The 18,093-nt window shown below is 60.0% G+C and carries 11 protein-coding genes; all 11 read right to left on the bottom strand.

The genetic code is table 11. The features are described from left to right. Positions 1–12: 12 nt before the first annotated feature. The gene (locus tag N438_RS24060; RefSeq protein ID WP_023323099.1) at positions 13–1,092 is read right to left on the bottom strand and encodes a Gfo/Idh/MocA family oxidoreductase; all 1,080 of its coding nucleotides are present in this window, start codon (positions 1,090–1,092) and stop codon (positions 13–15) included. 117 nt (positions 1,093–1,209) lie between these two features. Next, the gene (der, locus tag N438_RS24055; RefSeq protein ID WP_008803808.1) at positions 1,210–2,688 is read right to left on the bottom strand and encodes a ribosome biogenesis GTPase Der; all 1,479 of its coding nucleotides are present in this window, start codon (positions 2,686–2,688) and stop codon (positions 1,210–1,212) included. Positions 2,689–2,801: 113 nt separating this feature from the next. Further along, positions 2,802–3,980, bottom strand: coding sequence for an outer membrane protein assembly factor BamB (bamB, locus tag N438_RS24050; protein WP_008803807.1), 1,179 nt, complete (start codon positions 3,978–3,980; stop codon positions 2,802–2,804). Positions 3,981–3,990: 10 nt separating this feature from the next. After that, complete coding sequence (locus tag N438_RS24045) at positions 3,991–4,611, bottom strand: YfgM family protein (protein WP_004201892.1); 621 nt, start codon at positions 4,609–4,611, stop codon at positions 3,991–3,993. 34 nt (positions 4,612–4,645) lie between these two features. Beyond that, the gene (hisS, locus tag N438_RS24040) at positions 4,646–5,920 is read right to left on the bottom strand and encodes a histidine--tRNA ligase (protein WP_012967446.1); all 1,275 of its coding nucleotides are present in this window, start codon (positions 5,918–5,920) and stop codon (positions 4,646–4,648) included. Positions 5,921–6,011: 91 nt separating this feature from the next. After that, entirely contained in the window at positions 6,012–7,133 is a 1,122-nt protein-coding gene (gene ispG / locus N438_RS24035; protein WP_008803805.1) for a flavodoxin-dependent (E)-4-hydroxy-3-methylbut-2-enyl-diphosphate synthase, read from the bottom strand. A 26-nt stretch (positions 7,134–7,159) separates the two neighbouring features. Next, positions 7,160–8,152 (bottom strand): cytoskeleton protein RodZ, encoded by a 993-nt coding sequence (gene rodZ / locus N438_RS24030; RefSeq protein ID WP_032730938.1) that lies wholly within the window; start codon positions 8,150–8,152, stop codon positions 7,160–7,162. Between the two features lie 276 nt (positions 8,153–8,428). Continuing rightward, complete coding sequence (locus N438_RS24025) at positions 8,429–9,595, bottom strand: bifunctional tRNA (adenosine(37)-C2)-methyltransferase TrmG/ribosomal RNA large subunit methyltransferase RlmN (protein ID WP_008803802.1); 1,167 nt, start codon at positions 9,593–9,595, stop codon at positions 8,429–8,431. 483 nt (positions 9,596–10,078) lie between these two features. Beyond that, positions 10,079–10,510: a nucleoside-diphosphate kinase gene (gene ndk / locus N438_RS24015; protein WP_004144312.1), complete on the bottom strand. Its 432-nt coding sequence runs from the start codon at positions 10,508–10,510 to the stop codon at positions 10,079–10,081. Positions 10,511–10,670: 160 nt separating this feature from the next. Continuing rightward, positions 10,671–12,995, bottom strand: coding sequence for a peptidoglycan glycosyltransferase PbpC (gene pbpC / locus N438_RS24010; protein ID WP_060619794.1), 2,325 nt, complete (start codon positions 12,993–12,995; stop codon positions 10,671–10,673). Next, on the bottom strand, positions 12,996–17,945 hold the full coding sequence (locus N438_RS24005) for an alpha-2-macroglobulin (RefSeq protein ID WP_116696561.1): 4,950 nt from the start codon (positions 17,943–17,945) through the stop codon (positions 12,996–12,998). Between the last annotated feature and the right edge of the window lie 148 nt (positions 17,946–18,093).

Below are 18,093 nucleotides of genomic sequence, written 5' to 3'. Positions count from 1 at the left end.
CATGTTCCGGGTTTAATGAGGGCCGCGTAATTGCTGCTGTAGCCGGAGCAGCCATTCCACTTCCTCAAGCCGACGTCGCGTCAACCCGGCCACGCTGTCGGGCGCCCGGATAAACAGATTATCCGCGCCGAGGATCTGCTCATCGAGGCAGTGCGAATAGATCGTCCCGGGGCGGGTCCAGCGCTGGATCCGCTCGCCGTCGTGCAGCGTCACCACTTCGCCCTCAGGGGAGCGGTCGAGGATGAGGATTCGCCCGTCCCGCAGCCCTATCCGCATTCCCTTTTGCCCGCCCGCGGGGCCCGCGTATTTGTTTAGCCAGATATTAAGCGGGATAGTGCCCAGGGTTCCCTGCAGATGCGCCTCCCCCTCTGCGGTGACCGTATCCCCAGGGGCAATGTCATGGCCGAGGCGGTCTTTCGCCACCCGAAGGGAAAGGCTCAGCGCCGTATCGCTTCCGCTGGCGTGCAGGGTTTCGCGGAGCATCGCCAGGACATGGGTGCCGATATCGAGGATCACCCCATCAGGGTGACGCAGCTGCCGGGTATCCAGCTCCCCGGTGGCAAAATTGAGCGCGACCGGCTCTCCGGCAGCGTTAAAGCCGCTTGGCTCCTGTAAATAGCCTTCGAGCCAGACGATATCCTGCGCTGACAGGTGCGGCGGCGGCAGGCGGCTGGCCTCCCCTTCCGCCCGCCACCGTGGGCCAGGAGCGTTCAGCGCAACGCCTCGCGCCATCCAGTGGTCAAGAGCCAGCACCCGCGCGGCCTGCTCATGCGGCGCCAGCAGCGCCCGCAGCCGGGCGGCCTGCTCAAGGTTGGCCACGATCGGCTTTTCCACCACGATGCGGGAAATGCCGCTGGCTAACGCCCTCTCCAGCACGGGCAGATGCTGAAGTGATGAGGTGGTAATGAAGAGCGTATCCAGAGGTTCGGCCAGCAGTGCCGACAGCGAATTACAGCGCTGGATCCCCGGCAGCGCTCTGCTGCAGTCCAGGTCATAGCCATGGCAGCTGTCAATACGGTATCCCAGGCGACGCAGCGCCGGTAAATAGGCGGTTTCCACCACCGCGCCGAGGCCGATAAAACCAATCTGCATAGTAAGTCCACCTTTGAGCCGCTCTGTTCCCCGCGAAGTATCGCGGGATTATGGCGGAAGGTTTTGACATTTACCGGCATGGCGGCCACAAAAAACCCGCCGAAGCGGGTTTGATGATTATTTGCTTTTCTTGATGTGCTTGATCAAGCGCTTACGTTTACGCATCTGGTTCGGCGTCAGGGTGTTGCGCTTGTTGGCGAACGGGTTTTCCCCTTCCTTGAACTGGATCCGGATTGGCGTACCCATCACGTCCAGGGATTTACGGAAGTAGTTCATCAGGTAGCGCTTGTAGGAATCCGGCAGATCCTTCACCTGGTTACCGTGGATCACCACGATAGGCGGGTTGTAGCCCCCGGCGTGGGCATATTTCAGCTTCACGCGACGGCCACGCACCAGCGGTGGCTGATGATCTTCCGCCGCCATGTTCATGATCCGGGTCAGCATCGCGGTGCTTACGCGGCGGGTGGCGCTGTCATAGGCTTCGCGTACCGATTCAAACAGGTTGCCGACGCCGCTACCGTGCAGGGCGGAGATGAAGTGCACCCGGGCAAAGTCGATAAAGCCCAGACGATAGTCGAGGGTCTCCTTCACCTGCTCCTTCACTTCCTGACTCAGGCCATCCCACTTGTTGACAACGATCACCAGCGAACGACCGCTGTTGAGGATAAAGCCCAGCAGCGAGAGGTCCTGATCGGAGATCCCTTCGCGAGCATCGATCACCAGCAGCACGACGTTGGCGTCTTCAATCGCCTGCAGCGTTTTGATCACCGAGAACTTTTCCACGACGTCGGTGATTTTCCCGCGCTTACGTACCCCGGCGGTATCGATGAGCACATATTCACGCTCGTCACGCTGCATCGGGATGTAAATACTGTCGCGGGTGGTGCCCGGCATATCGTAAACCACCACGCGATCTTCACCGAGGATGCGGTTGGTGAGGGTTGATTTACCGACGTTAGGGCGTCCAACAATCGCCAGCTTGATCGGCAGATCCTGCGGATTGAAGTCGTCCTCCGGCTCTTCTTCCGCTTCACCATTCTGCTCGGCTTCGAATTTTGCCCAGTATTCGGCGTCTTCATCCACCTCTTCCTGCGGGCTGATCTCATCCACCCATGGCAGCAGGGCCTGCTCCAGCAGGCTGGTCACGCCGCGGCCGTGCGAAGCAGCGATAGGATAGATATCACCCAGGCCTAAGGACCAGAAGTCCGCCATCGCCTGGTCGACATCGATGCCGTCGGTTTTATTGGCCACCAGGAAGGTGGGCTTTTCACGAGAGCGCAGATGTTTAGCGATGGCGATGTCCGCCGGCATCAGGCCTGCGCGCGCATCGACCATAAACAGCACCACATCGGCCTCTTCGATAGCCAACAGCGACTGCTCCGCCATCCGGGTTTCCACGCCCTCTTCCGTACCATCAATACCACCGGTATCGATACAGATGAATTCGCGGCCTTCGACTTCGGCCCGACCGTACTTACGGTCACGAGTCAGCCCCGGGAAATCCGCAACCAGCGCATCACGAGTGCGCGTCAGGCGGTTAAAGAGCGTGGATTTTCCAACGTTAGGGCGCCCGACAAGCGCGACCACAGGTATCATGTTAAATGCCTCATACAATCACTAAGCAACATCGTCTTAACGACGTTTTTAAAAAAGTCAAAACGGCCCCTGTCTGCCAGGGGCCGTTTCTTAATCATTCACGACAGCGGTAATTAACGCGTAATCGCGTACAGCGTACCGTCTTTCGCCTGGATCAGCAGTCGACCATCTGCAACCACCGGATCGGTCAGGAAGCCGGAACTATCGACTTTCTGCTGTGCCACAAAATGGCCATCTTCCGGATTCACCCAGTGCATGTAGCCTTCGCTATCACCGACGACCAGATTGCCATTATACAACACCGGCGCGGTCAGCAAACGGTGCAGCAGATCGCTTTGCGTCCACAGGGTCACACCACCATCGGTGGTCAGTGCCAGCAGGCGATCGTTCTGGTCAACCAGGTAGATACGGTTACCATCGACGATGAAATCATTCACCGAACCCAGCTCGCGTTTCCACATAATCTGGCCGCTACGCAGGTCCAGCGCGGTCAGGTTACCGTTATAAGCCAGCGCATAAACCACACCGTTAACGATGATCGGCGTCGTGTCGACGTCGTTCAGGCGGTCAATTTCCGTCGGGCCGGTGGCCGTAGAAATACGCTGCTGCCAAATCATCTGCCCCTGCTGCATCAATACTGCACTGACGCGGCCGTTGTCGCCGCCGACGATCGCCGCGCCATAAGCGGTCGCAGGCGCAGACTCGCCGCGCAGGGAGAGTGCCGGCATATCGAGGTTAACGGTCCACTTCACGGCACCATCGGTCTCATTCAACGCCTGCAGCTGGCCGTTACTGGTATGCACCAGCACCATGCCATCGCTCACCACTGGTCGCGACAGCGCCTCGCCAGCAACGCGGGTTTGCCAGGCAACGGTACCATCGCTGGTATTCAGCGCATACAGCTGCGCTTTCTCACTGCCAATATAAACATGGCCGCCAGAGACGGTCACACCGCCGGAAAGCAGCGCTGGCACGCGCGAGAACCAGCCATCTTTCTCCGCCAGGTTCACAGACCACACCTCTTTGCCGTCGTCCGCGTTCAGCGCTTTGACGGTGCCTTTACGGTCAGCAGCATACACTACGCCGTCGGCGAAGGCCGGATGAAGGTTAGAGTAAAATTCGCCGATACCATCGCCAACCGAGGTGCTCCAGGACGTGGACGGCGTAAACTGGTTTTCTACCGTCGGCAGCGGTGACATTTTCACCACATCTTCTTCGCTATTAAACAGCGAACACCCGCTCAGCAAGGTAACGGAAAGCAGCCCTGGCAAAAGTAATTTACGCAATTGCATCGAGTCCCTCTCAGATGGACAAATTATTCATTTTCATACGCATCATTTCGCTGAGCGCAGGAGAAGCATCGCTTTTCACGCCAGCTTCCCACGCCGCACGGGCCCCTTGCTTATCGCCTTTGCTCAACAGAATTTCGCCGCGCAAATCGGCCACAATGGCGGTCCAGCCCTCACCTTTGATGCTGTCGAGGGTTTTCAGCGCCGCATCAGCCTGTTTCATCTGCAGCTGAACGCGGGCAAGACGCATGCTGATAACCGATTTCAGGTTATCATCAGACGCGGCCGCCAGCCCCTGCTGCAGCTGCTTTTCAGCGTTAGGCAGATCGTTCTGTTCAACAAAATGCTGTGCCAGCTCGAGAGAGGCGAAGGCGCCGTAGGTATTTTTATTGTCAGCCGCGAATTTCTCCGCCCCTGACAGTACTTCTGGCGTATTCGATTTCAGCGCGGAAGTCGCCTGTTCGTAAGCCAGAGACGCGTCTCTGGCCGTATCCTGCTGATGGGAGGTCCAGTAGCGCCAGCCAACCAGCGCGCCAATCCCTAAAATCACCCCGACCGCCAGCGCTTTGCCGTTTTCGGCAAAGAAGCGCTTCAGCGCATCGACCTGATCGTTCTCGTTGTTAAAAGTTTCCACGCAGTCCTTCTCCTGACTAATAATTCCCGGGAGATTAACCCAGAAGTGTGCGCAAATGCGCGGCAACGCTCTCCTGCGTTACGGTAGTTTGCTCACCTGAGCGTAAATCCTTCACTACCACGTTTCCGTCAGCGATCTCTGACTCACCGACCACCAGGGCGATACGGGCGCCCCACTTATCGGCGCGGGCAAACTGCTTCTTAAAGTTGCCGCCGCCGTGGTTGGTCATCAGCTTGACGCCGGGCAGCGCATCGCGAACCTGCTCAGCCAGACGCATTGCAGCAGACTGAGTATCGGTCCCGGAGGCTACCAGGTATATATCGACAACAGGATCGGCTTTAAATTCCGGATTCACTGCCTGGACCAGTAAAACAAGACGTTCCAGCCCCATAGCAAAGCCCACGCCCGGGGTGGCACGACCGCCAAGCTGCTCAACCAGACCGTCGTAGCGGCCGCCGGCGCAGACGGTGCCCTGGGAACCGAGGCTGGTGGTTACCCACTCGAACACGGTACGGTTATAGTAGTCGAGGCCGCGTACCAGACGCTGGTTGACGGTGTAGCGGATCCCGGCATCGTCGAGCAGCGCGCACAGGCCGGCAAAGTGGGTTTTCGACTCTTCGTCGAGGTAGTCGCCGAGCGCCGGCGCGTCGTTCAGCAGCGCCTGCACGTCCGGGTTCTTGGAGTCCAGCACCCGCAGCGGGTTGGTGTACATCCGGCGTTTGCTGTCTTCATCCAGTTTATCGGTAAACTGCTCCAGGTAAGCGACCAGCGCGTCGCGGTAGTTGGCACGCGCTTCCAGCGAACCGATGGAGTTCAGCTCAAGGCTGACGTGATCGGAGATGCCCAGCTCACGCCACCAGCGCGCGGTCAGCATAATCAGCTCGGCATCGATGTCCGGGCCCTGCAGGCCAAACACTTCGGCGCCGATCTGGTGGAACTGGCGGTAGCGACCTTTCTGCGGACGCTCGTGGCGGAACATTGGCCCGACGTACCACAGACGCTGTTCTTGATTGTACAGCAGACCATGTTCGATGCCGGCACGTACGCAGCCCGCCGTCCCTTCCGGACGCAGCGTCAGGCTGTCGCCGTTGCGGTCCTCAAAGGTGTACATCTCTTTTTCAACCACGTCGGTCACTTCGCCGATCGCGCGTTTGAATAACGGGGTCTGCTCTACAATCGGCAAACGGATTTCGCTGTAACCGTAGCTACCGAGCACCTGCTTCAGTGAGCCTTCAATGCGCTGCCAGAGAGCGGTTTCGCCCGGCAGATAATCGTTCATGCCACGGATGGCTTGAATGTTCTTTGCCACGTTTATTCTCTTTATATATACAAAAATGAACCCCGGCGCCTTGCGCCCGCAGGTTCAATCATACACGGGAAGCGTATCGCTTCCCAACACGTTATTTTGCTTCAAGCTGTTGAACGTCAATACGACGGGCTTCATCGAGCATCGAGGCTTTGGCACGAATACGCGCTTCCAGCTGGTCGATCATGTCGTCGTTGTCCAGTCGATCTTTACGCACGCCGTCTTCATACAGGCCGCTTTTCTTGTTGCCGCCGGTCACGCCGAGGGTGGAGACCAGCGCTTCGCCCGGACCATTCACCACGCAGCCGATGATCGAAACATCCATCGGGGTGATGATATCTTCCAGACGCTGCTCCAGGGCGTTGACCGTACCGATAACGTCAAACTCCTGACGCGAGCAGGTTGGGCAGGCAATGAAGTTAATGCCGCGAGCACGAATGCGCAGGGACTTGAGGATATCGAAGCCGACCTTGATCTCTTCCACCGGATCCGCCGCCAGCGAGACGCGCAGCGTATCGCCGATCCCCTCGGATAACAGCAGGCCCAGGCCGATCGCGGACTTCACCGCGCCGCTGCGTGCCCCACCCGCTTCGGTGATCCCGAGATGCAGCGGCTGATCGATCTGTTTCGCCAGCAGGCGATAAGACTCTACCGCCAGGAAGACGTCGGAGGCTTTAACGCTGACTTTAAACTGATCGAAGTTGAGGCGATCGAGATGATCGACGTGGCGCATAGCAGATTCGAGCAGCGCCTGCGGCGTCGGCTCGCCATATTTTTCCTGCAGATCTTTTTCCAGCGAGCCGGCGTTGACGCCGATGCGGATAGGAATGTTTTTATCGCGTGCGCAGTCCACAACCGTGCGAATGCGCTCTTCGTTGCCGATGTTGCCCGGGTTGATACGCAGGCAGTCAACACCGTATTCGGCGACTTTCAGCGCGATACGGTAGTCAAAATGGATATCGGCGACCAGCGGGACGTTGACCTGCTGTTTGATCAGTTTGAACGCTTCAGCGGCATCCATCGTCGGAACAGAGACGCGGACGATGTCCGCGCCGACGCGCTCTAACGCTTTGATTTGGCTTACCGTCGCGGCCACATCGGTGGTACGCGTATTGGTCATTGACTGGACGGCGATGGGGGCCCCATCGCCAATTGGCACATTACCAACGTAAATACGTTTAGATTTTCTACGTTGAATCGGAGCCTGGTTATGCATGAAAAATCTCCCGCGTTACCCGTCTGTTACTGCGCCGGTGATTGTTCGGCATTGAGGGTCAGACGCGCAACCTGGTTAGTTCTGATAAAACGACTCAAATCGACTGGCTTGCCGAGGAACTGGATCTGTACCGCTGCCGGGGCGCCAATTTTCAGTTTATACGGCGCCTGACCGCTCAGGTTCAGGTTGCCACCTTTACGCTGCAGGCCGCTGAACAGTTTTTTACCGGTGGCATCGCTTACTTCCAGCCAGCAGTCGGCGGAAAAGTTCATCACCAGATCCTGTGCCGACGCCGCTGGGGTCGTGACGTTCGCCTGATCGGTCGGTAACGGCGAGGCCGGCGTTGCCGGGGTCGTCGGGGCCGTTCCGGCGGTATCGACATTAGCCTGAGAAGGTGCCACGACCGCGTTATTGTCCGCTGGCGTCTGAGCCGGGGCGCTGGTGGTCGGTGCGCTGGCGGTATCGGTTGGCGCGCTGTTCGCGGCGCTATCGGTGCCTGAGTCTACCGGCGCGCTGGTATCCAGCGGCACGTTCTGGCTGTTGGCGTCACCGCCGTTCAGCTCAGCGGAAGACTGATCGGCCATGGTCGAGATCTCTTCCTGCTGCGCCTTATGGTCTTGCCACCACCAGGCACCGCTCAGGCCGATAACCACAAACAGCACCAGCCAGGTAAAGCTCATCAGCCAGCCATCGCGCTTTTTGCGACGCTTGCCTAAAGAGAAGCTCTGCATTGGCGCGACCTTTGCCGCACGGATAGGCGCTTGCTTGGCCATCATCGGCAGCAGTTCTTCTTCAGGGATATGTACGAGGCGAGCGTAGGAGCGGATGTAACCGCGCAGGAAGGTGGAGGCGAGGTCGGCAGGTGCCTTATCGTCTTCAATATCACGAACCGTGGACACCTTCAGGCATAAGCGTTCGGCCACCGCTTGCTGGCTAAGTCCGAGTTGTTCGCGGGCGTGACGCAAACGCGCGCCCGTGGTGTTTGCTTCTTGATGATCTTGAGTGGCTTCAGTATTCATTCGCTACAACTACTGGTACGTGAAATTTAAAGTTCAGCGCGGGAAAACGCCGGCGCCGCGAGACATCTGTGTTACGTCAGCCTCACAGTATAGGACTGTCAGGCGCGCGATCACAGAGACGAATCAAAATTGAATGCTAAGCGGTTGTTGTGCCGCTACATACTGCCTCAAAGTCGACAAAAACGCACCGTAATTATTAACTGAATCAGCGTATTTCGCCTGGTTATTGGTCATAAATATGACCCGCGCCGCCTGTGCTGCACGGGTCATCATTTGTCAGACCGCTTTTACGTCAATCGCTTCACCCTGCATCCGCTTACGCAGCGTGCGCTTGGTACGGTCAATAACATCGCCCGCCAGCTGGCCGCAGGCGGCATCAATATCGTCACCGCGGGTTTTACGCACGATGGTCGTAAATCCATATTCCATCAGGACCTTGGAGAAACGGTCGATGCGGCTGTTGGAGCTACGGCCGTAAGGCGCCCCCGGGAAGGGGTTCCATGGGATCAGGTTGATCTTGCACGGGGTGTCCTTCAGCAGCGCCGCCAGCTCGTGGGCGTGCTCGGTACCGTCGTTGACGTGATCCAGCATGACGTACTCGATGGTCACCCGGCCCTGGTTGGCGTTGGACTTCGAAATATAACCACGCACCGAGTTGAGGAAGGTCTCGATGTTGTATTTTTTGTTGATCGGGACGATTTCGTCACGAATGGTGTCGTTCGGCGCGTGCAGGGAAATCGCCAGCGCAACGTCGATCATATCGCCGAGCTTATCCAGCGCCGGCACCACGCCAGACGTCGACAGGGTGACGCGACGTTTGGAGAGACCAAAACCGAAGTCATCCAGCATGATTTCCATCGCCGGGACGACGTTGTTGAGGTTCAGCAGCGGCTCGCCCATGCCCATCATTACCACGTTGGTGATCGGACGCACGCCGGTGGTCTTCACCGCGCCGACGATTTTCGCCGCGCGCCAGACCTGGCCAATAATTTCGGACACCCGCAGGTTGCGGTTAAAGCCCTGCTGAGCGGTGGAGCAGAATTTACATTCCAGCGCACAGCCTACCTGTGAAGAGACGCACAGGGTGGCGCGGTCTTCTTCCGGGATATAGACGGTCTCAACGCGCTGATCGCCAACGGCGATCGCCCATTTGATGGTGCCGTCGGTTGAGCGTTGCTCTTCCACCACTTCCGGGGCACGGATCTCAGCGACTTCTTTCAGTTTGCCGCGCAGGACTTTGTTGATGTCGGTCATTTCATCAAAGTCGTCGCAGCAGTAGTGATACATCCATTTCATCACCTGATCGGCGCGGAAAGGCTTCTCGCCCATGTTTTTAAAAAACTCGCGCATCTGCTGACGGTTTAAATCCAGCAGGTTGATTTTGGCATCTTTGTTCGGCACCGTCAGAGCGGCGGTATCAGGCGTGACAATTTGTTCAGACATAATGTTTTCCGGCCTCGTTATTACACGTTATGGCCCCAGGTGGGTTGAAAAAGAAACGCCCCGGAGAGCGACTGCTCGTCCAGGGGCGCTATATTCTACAAATTCTGGCGCATCATTGCCACGTTTGCACAAAGCAATGATAAAAAATCTGTAACTGACTGCTCAATCCTTTAAGGCTTTTCGATTGTCGCAAGGCGGCAAGCAAGTGGCAAATTCGTCGGGAACGAATTTGACCAGCCGTAGGCTGGCCTCCAGTGAGAGGCAGGAGCCTCTCATTAATCCCCGGGAGCATAGATAACTATGTGACCGGGGTGAACGCGCGCAGCCAACGCCGCGACGGTCGAAAAGACGAGGTTTGTATCTCCAAAGTATTTCAGGTCACAGCGAGGCGGCGAGTTCGCAAATCCCCGGGAGCATAGATAACTATGTGACCGGGGTGCGCGAAGGAAGCCAACAATGCTGTGGCGTGAAAGACGCAGGAGATTAGCGAGTGCGCGGGCAAACCTCGCCTTCAGCAAAGAAGAACGCGATTTCGCGAGCAGCGGATTCTACAGAATCGGAACCATGGGTGCCGTTCTCAGTGAAGCTATCAGCGTAGTCAGCGCGCAGGGTACCGGCCAGAGCGTTCGCCGGGTTGGTGGCGCCCAGCAGGTCACGGTGACGCTGAACCGCATTTTCGCCTTCCAAGACGGAAACCACGATCGGGCCGGAGGTCATGAATTCAACCAGACCATCGAAGAACGGACGACCTTCGTGCTCAGCATAGAAACCGCGAGCCTGCTCAACGGTCAGATGCAGCATTTTGGTGCCGACGATTTTGAACCCTGCAGCTTCAAAGCGAGAAAAGATGCTGCCAATAACGTTTTTTGCCACCGCGTTTGGTTTGATGATGGAAAAAGTACGTTCAATAGCCATGATTACCTCTAATTAAATGTTCTGTTGTTGCGCATACGATCGTATGGCCTGGCGCGCATTATAATGAGCAACGTCGGCGATGCCTACGGATGAAGGTAACATTTTGTTAAAATAAGATGAGTATTGGAAACACAAACCGCCAACAACAAATTTACCCTGGTTATTGCAGGGTGAAACTGGCGGCCGCCGTTTGCCCAGCCTCATCCATGACCACCAGCTGCCACTCGCCAGGCTTATCCAGCGTTAGCGTGGTTGTCGCACCGGTGGCATCTAACGGCTGGCCGTTGATAAACCACCAGCGCCGCCCTTCTCCACCGCTGGTTTGCACGGGTAACATCACCCGCGCCTCGCCCGGCAGACGTTTTATTAACGCCCCTTCGCGAATACCTGACAACACCAGCGGCGCGGCATTCTGAGTTTGCAACGGTGGGCACACTTTCGATACCGGCCCCAGACGCGCGCGACGGCGCTCCCTGGCCGGCAGCCACGGTTCCAGCGGCAGCGGCCAGACATCAATAACGACTTCAGTCGCACCCGGACAATCCGCGGCCACCCTTTCCCCTGCTGCGTTGCGCCACACCGGGAAGCGGATCCCGCGCACGCCCTCCTGCCCGGGCAGCAGCAGCGTCGGTGGCTGGCTGGCATCCAGCAGCCAGCTGGCTAAGCGCCGGCGGCAGTTGCTGTCACCGGCCGGTAGATCCTGCCCGCCTGGCCAGCAAATAGTCCCGCGGCTCACCGTTTGCGGGCGCGGGTCGACCGGCAGCCCGCCGCGGCTCATCGCCTGGCGCGCCAGCAACAGATTATTGACCTGGTTTAACAGAGGCACGGCGCTGGCGAAGCCAAACTGGCCCACCACCGGCGTACCGTCTGGCCGTCCGGTCCAGATACCTATCAGATATCGCGCATTGAGGCCGACCGCCCACGCATCGCGATAGCCATAGCTGGTACCGGTTTTCCACGCCAGCGGCACCACTTGCGGCAGTGAGGCATCGGGAACCGGTTGCGCTTCGCCGGCCAAAATGCGCCGGACAATCCACGCCGCACCGGGTGACATCAGCGATCTTTCCACCAGCGGGGCGTCGGGCTTCAGGCGCAGCCGCGCCGCCTTGCCGTGACGGGCAAAGGCGCTGTACGCCGCGACGATATCTTCCAGCCGTGCCCCGGCCCCACCGAGGATCAGCGACAGGTTCGGCTCTGCGCCAGCGGGCAGCGTCAGGGGCAGCCCGGCGTTGCGTAAATTCGCCGCGAAACGTTTGGGCCCGTAGGCTTCAAGCACCTGCACCGCCGGCAGATTCAGGGAGCGCACCAGCGCCTCGCTGGCGCTCACCGGGCCATGAAATCCGCTGTCAAAATTGCCGGGACGATAATCGCTAAAGCGTCGTGGAACATCCTGTAATAACGACGCCGGATGGATCAGCCCGTCATCCATCGCCATCGCGTAGACAAAGGGTTTCAGCACCGAACCCGGCGAGCGCACCGCCGAGACCATATCAATGTGGCCGAAGCGGCTGTCGTCGGTGATATCCGCCGATCCCACCCAGCCGCGGACTTTCATATCCGTGTGATCGACGACAACAATCGCCAGTGAACTGCGCGGCGGCAGGCGCGATTTCCAGTTCAGCGCCAGATCCTCAAGCTGCCGCTGGAGCCCGGCATCGAGCGTTGTCGTCACCTTTTCGTCGCGACTGGTCGCCAGCGCCCGGCGCGAAAAAAGCGGCGCCAGCTGCGGCATCTGCCGCGGGAATAGCCATACAGGTTCCTCCATCGCTTCCTGTACCGGCCGTTGCGGCCAGACGCCCTGGCTGACCATGCGCGTGAGGACTTTATCGCGCGCCGCCTGGGCCCGCTGCGGCCAGCGGTCCGGGCGCAAACGACTGGGCGCCTGGGGCAGCACCGCCAGCAGCGCCGCCTCGCCGTAGCTGAGCTGAGCGGGCGGTTTGCCAAGATAAGCCCAGCTGGCCGCGCCGATCCCCTGCAAGGTGCCGCCAAACGGCGCGCGGTTCAGATAGAGGGTAAGAATGTCGTTTTTTGACAGATGCCACTCCAGCTGCAGCGCCCGCCATAGCTGGCGTAGCTTGCCGCCGAAGGTGCGCGGATGAGGGTCGAGCAGACGCGCGACCTGCATGGTGAGCGTGCTGCCGCCGGAAATGACCCGCCCGGAGGTTAAATCCTGCCAGGCGGCGCGCAGCACCGCGAAGGGATTGACCCCTGGATGTTTCCAGAACCAGCGGTCTTCATACTGAATGAGCGCCTGCAGATAGCGCGGCGACACGTCGGCGAGAGTCACCGGATAACGCCAGACGCCCTGCGCATCGGCAAAGCGCCAGAGCGGCGTGCCGTCTTCCGCCACCACCACGCGGGCAGGCGTGACGTCCTGCAGCGGCAGCGGCCACAAGCGATCGGCGACCAGCACCGCCAGCCACAGCAGAAAAATAAACGCCGCCAGCCAGCGCCAGCGGCGTTTAACCCGAGGCAATACGCGCATTTACGGCGTCACGGTGAGCGGACCGCTGGCCGCCCCGGTCGCCCGCCACTGCGGCACATACATCGATTCCACCTGGGGCTGCGGGACCTGATAAGTGCCCGGCGTCACCGCCCGCGCCAGATAGACCAGCGTCACCGGCTGGCCTTCATTGACAGCGACAGCGGCGACGAAACGGTCGTCACGGAACTCGATATGCTGAATATCCGCCTGCTGCATCTGGTTAAGGAGATTTTGCACCGCGTCGCCATTCTCCTGCAGGCTGGCGCTGCTGTTGGCCAGATTCTGGTTTTCCAGCTCCAGACCGGCCGGCAGCAGATCGACCACCAGCGCGTCAGGCACATTGCGTTTGGCGGTCACCTCCAGCTTCACCAGCACCAGTTCGCCGCTGCGCAACGAGGTCAGCGATTTCTGCTGGCCGTGGGTATCGAAAATAGCGCGTTCAATCCCCAACACGTTGCCGCCCGGCTGTGGCGCGCTTTGCGGATAGCCGCTGCTGTCGAGACGCAGCCACAGCGGCTGACTGCCGGTATTACTCACCTGCAGCGTCGCCAGCCGATCGCCGTCGAGGTTACGGGTTTGCGCTTTGTCGCCGGCCAGCGGCTCAGCCTGCAGCGAGGTTTGCGCCTGCCAGTTGCCCGGCAGGTCGGCAAGCGTACGTCCGGCAAGGAACAGGGCGTTGGTTTCCTGGGTCGACAGCCAGCGCTGGCCGTAGGTCTCTTCCGACAGCGTGCTCAACAGCGTGTTTTGCACCTCCGGCAGCAGCTTGTTCTCTTCCAGCAGCGCCAGCTTCAGGGCGTCATCGCGAAGCGGGCTACCGTAATCGCCCAGCCAACGATTCTCATCCTGGCGCGGGGTGGCAACCGCCAGCTTCATGGCCTCATCGCTGCGCGGCGCATCGCCCATGGTTTTCAGCGCAATGCCGAGCTGCAGCAGCGGCAAGCCGGATCGCGCCTGGTCGTGACGGCTCCAGATTTCACGCAAGGCGCCGAGCGGGGCTTTTTGCTGACGCGCCAGCACCAGCGCGGCGTATGCCTGGGCGGCAAAGCGGCTGGCCTGGGCGTCATCGCTGTAGCGCACGGTCATCAGCCCCGGCTCCTGCAGATAGCGCAGCAGGCGTTCGTTACCTTTATTAATGGCGTTGACCGGTACGCTATAGCCCTGCTCGCCCGCGCGGACGAGGAAGTCCATGGCGTAGGCGGTCAGCCAGTACTCTTCCGGCCCCTCTTTATCCCACAACGCAAAGCTGCCATTTTCCAGTTGCATCTGCAGCAGGCGTGAGATACCAACATCGATTGCCGCGCGGCGTTTTTCATCGCTATCGCCGCTGATGCCCAGCGCTTTTAGCTGCGCCGCGCTGGTGTACAGCGACGGGAACAGGCCGCTGGCGGTCTGCTCAAGGCAGCCGTAAGGATAGGCTTTCAGCTCGCGGATATAGCGCGCGAGGTTCAACGGCGGTTTCCCGCTGAGCAGCAGTTGGCCCTGCAGCGTTTGCGGGGCGAACCCCTGGCTCTGCGCCGCCGGCGCCTGCCAGCTTTCGCCGGGCTGTAGCACCGCGCCGCTGTTGACAGTCTGGGCCGGGAATGCCGGACGGACGCCGATTCTCCACTGTTTCTGCAGCGGGGCGAAGGTTTCTCCCGGCAGACTCAGGCCGCTGATAGTAGCATTGACCTGACCATCGCCGAATCCCGCCAGCGCGCTCACCGGTATAAACAGCGTGCTGCGCGCCCCCGGCGCCAGTTGCACCGGTGGCAGTTGGCCATCGGTCAAGGTCACCAGCCCGCTGGCGGTAAGATGTACCTGCAGGGTTTGCGGTTTATCGGTTAGATTGCTGAGATCCAGCGCCAGCCGTGTGGTATCGCCGCTGGCGAGGAAGCGCGGGGTGTTCAGTTCGGCGATGACCGGGGCGGCCACCACCACTTTATCTTCGCTGCTGCCGAAGTCATCCGCCGTCCACGCCTGGGCCATCACCCGCAGCTCGCCGTTAAAATCGCCAATGGGTAACGTCACCGTGCCTTCGCCCTGATCGTTCAATACCACCGGCTGCGCCTGCTGGGCGACGATCGTCACGTGGTTGACCGGCGGTTTGCCGCCGCGTTTTAACTCGTCGCCATCGCCGCCGAAGCGCAGGCTGGCCACACGTCCCTGCCCTTCGATCACCTGGCCGTAGATGTCATAGATATCTGCGCCGTAACGCTTCTGGCCAAAGAAGGCGTTCCACGGATCCGGGGTAGCGTAATCGGTGATATTCAGTACCCCGCTATCCACCGCCGAGAGCAGGACGTTGACCTGTTTCGGCGCCTCGCCCTCTTTGACGCTGGCTTTCACTTTCACCGTCAGCGGCTGGTTGGGGCGCATTTTGTCCGGAGCCTCCAGCGCCAGCGTCAGGCGGCGGTTTTCATCGCCCAGCGGCAGATGCAGCAGGCCGACCGCGCGTTTCGGCGTCGCCGAGCGGGATTTATCGCCGGGGCGAACCACCAGCGTGCTGAGGTAGAGATCGTGGCGGTTCCAGGCTTTATCCACCGGAATAGACAAATCCATCCCCTCCGCCGGGACGTCAATTTCCTGCCACCACAGCGGCCCTTCGCTGGATTCCACCATCGCGTAGCCTTTACCCGCCGCCGGGGCGGCGATGTGCAGCTTGATGGTGTCGCCCGGTTTATAACTCGGTTTATCCAGCTTCATGGTGACCCGATCAGGACGCGCCGCGCCGGTACCTTCGCTGTTATCCTGCCAGCTATAGCCGGCCCAGAAGCGCACGCTGCTGACCACGTCGTCCGGCCCTTTCACCTCCAGGCGATATGAGCCCCACTCTACCGGGAAGCTCACTTTGCCGGTTTGTCCGGCCTGCAGATCCAGCGACTCCTCGCCCTCCTGCAGATCTTTTTGATCGAACTGCGACTGCCAGCCTTCGCTGTCGGACCAGTTCCAGTAGTAGTCGCGGCGCTCGCGGATCAGCCGTACCTGCAGGCCCGAGACCGCTTTTTTCTCGCCTTTGGCGTCGGCATAGACGATATCAAACGCAGCGTTACTGTTCTCATCGACCACCGGCTGCTTCACGGTGGTATCGGTGCGGTAATCGTAAACGTCCTTCAGCGTAAATTGCGGGCGGATCCCCGGCAGCGCCCCGGCGGGCCAGATCGGCTGCTGTACGGTACGGGTCACCGGACGCCCCCCGGATTCCAGCAGGCTCGCCTGCAACACCACCTGCAGCGGCGAATGGCTATCCTGCCACTGGCTTGAGGTGGTCACTTCGCCATGGCCTTTTTCGTCCAGCGTCAGCTGGACTTCATCCAGACTACGGGAGAGGTTTTCTTCCGCAATATCGCCGAACTGGAAGCCCGGCAGCGCGGCGACGGCGTCGCGCAGCGGGCGCAGGAACAGCTTGCCATGCAGCTGGTTGCCGCTGGCCGGCGCGCCGTAGAGATAAGCGCCGCTGACGCCAAAGGTGACGTCGGCATCCGGCGCGACTGGCTCGGCCTGCGGCGTCAGGTTCAGGGCCATGCGTTCCGGCATAAAGTCTTCGACGTGGAAGTCCCACTCGCGCGGCTGGTTATCGCCGGTGCTGGCGCGAATGTGCCACATGCCGGTAGCCGCGCCGCTGTCAAGCGGATAAGTGAACTGGTACAGACCATTCACCGGTTTGCTCATCACCGAACGGATCACCTGGCCGTCCGGCTGAACCACCTCCAGCTTCACCGGCTGCTCCGCCAGCGGCTTGCCGTCGCTATCGCGCAACAGCGCATTGAGGATCACCGTTTCGCCCGGCCGATAGAGATCGCGCGGGCCAAACATAAAGAACTGTTTGCTAAAGCCGGGCGCCCCTGCGATAGAGAATTCCGCCAGATCCAGCGCCGGCAACTTGAGATCGAGCAGCGTCGTCTGCCCCTCTTTACGCGCCAGCAGCAGCGCGGCTTCTTTATCGGTTTGCAGAGTAACGTGGCCCTGGCTGTCGCTTTTCGCCTCCGCCAGGGTCTGCCCTTTGGCGTTGAGCAGCTGGACGTCGATACCAGACTGGGCGGCGCCGTTTTCCAGGCTCTGGGTAAAGACGTCCAGCCGGTTGTGGTAGCGATGCGCCGAGACGCCGATATCGCTGAGGGTAAACAGCGTCGCCGCGTTGCTGTAGCTATAATGGCCCGCCGGGTTCATCACCGCCACGTAGACGCCCGGCTGCTGGAGCGGCTTGATATCGTTCAGCGGCAGCAGCAGCTTTTCGCGGGTATTGCGTGCCGGGTTGAGATCGAAGCGGCCGGTATAGACCAGATCCGCCATCTTCAGCAGCTCATCAGACTCCCAGTTGCTTAACGAGTTGCGGTATTCCCACTGGCTGACAAACGCGGAGAGTGATTCCGGCTTAATACGGAAGAAGTTAACGTCGACATTATCAACGTTCAGCGCCATCACCGGCAGCCCGGCGACCACGTTGCCCGGCAGCAGCGAGCCGCGGCTGGCGAAACCAACGCTCGGTGCGATATCGCGGGTGGTCAGGGTCTTCTCGAACGGTTTGTCGAGCGTGGCCTTGTTCAGGGCGGTCAGCGTCGGGTCGACCGAGACAATCAGCTCTCGCTTTGGCTCAAGGTGACGCAGACGCAGCTCTTTCAGATTCGGCGCCAGTTCCCAGGCACCGTCGACCTTACCGCTTTTCTTGTCGACCAGATGCACGCTGCGGGAGAAATCCTGGTCCGGCTGCAGCGGCACGGAAAACGTCAGCACCAGGGTCGCGGCGCCATCCAGTTGCACCTCCGAGGCGTCGAGCAGCGTCAGCGCTTTGCCCTGGCTTTTTTCCGCCAGCGCCGCCAGCTGGACGCGGTCCGGTTTTGCCGTCGCGCCTGGGTTGCTATCCGCAGCTGGCGCCGGGGCCGTGGCCTGCGGCGTACCGCTGTCATCACACCCGGTTAATGAAAATGCGGTAAGGAGCGCCAGTGACAGCGCCGCTAAACGAAATGGTTTCATCCTTCTAACCCCTCGGCCGGTGGGCCTGATGCAAATTATCACTTTTTATTATGCGTTAAGGCGGCACTTCTCAACAGTGATGACGCGGGTTTCTGCCGATTAATCAGAAAAGTGCCGTGACGTCGTCCCCACTCTGACGTCCTTAACT

Origin of the sequence: Klebsiella sp. GL120222-02, assembly GCF_003097195.1 — a bacterium.
In the GTDB taxonomy this organism is placed as follows: Bacteria; Pseudomonadota; Gammaproteobacteria; order Enterobacterales; family Enterobacteriaceae; genus Klebsiella; species Klebsiella variicola.
This window is presented reverse-complemented; position numbering and strand designations above follow the sequence as displayed.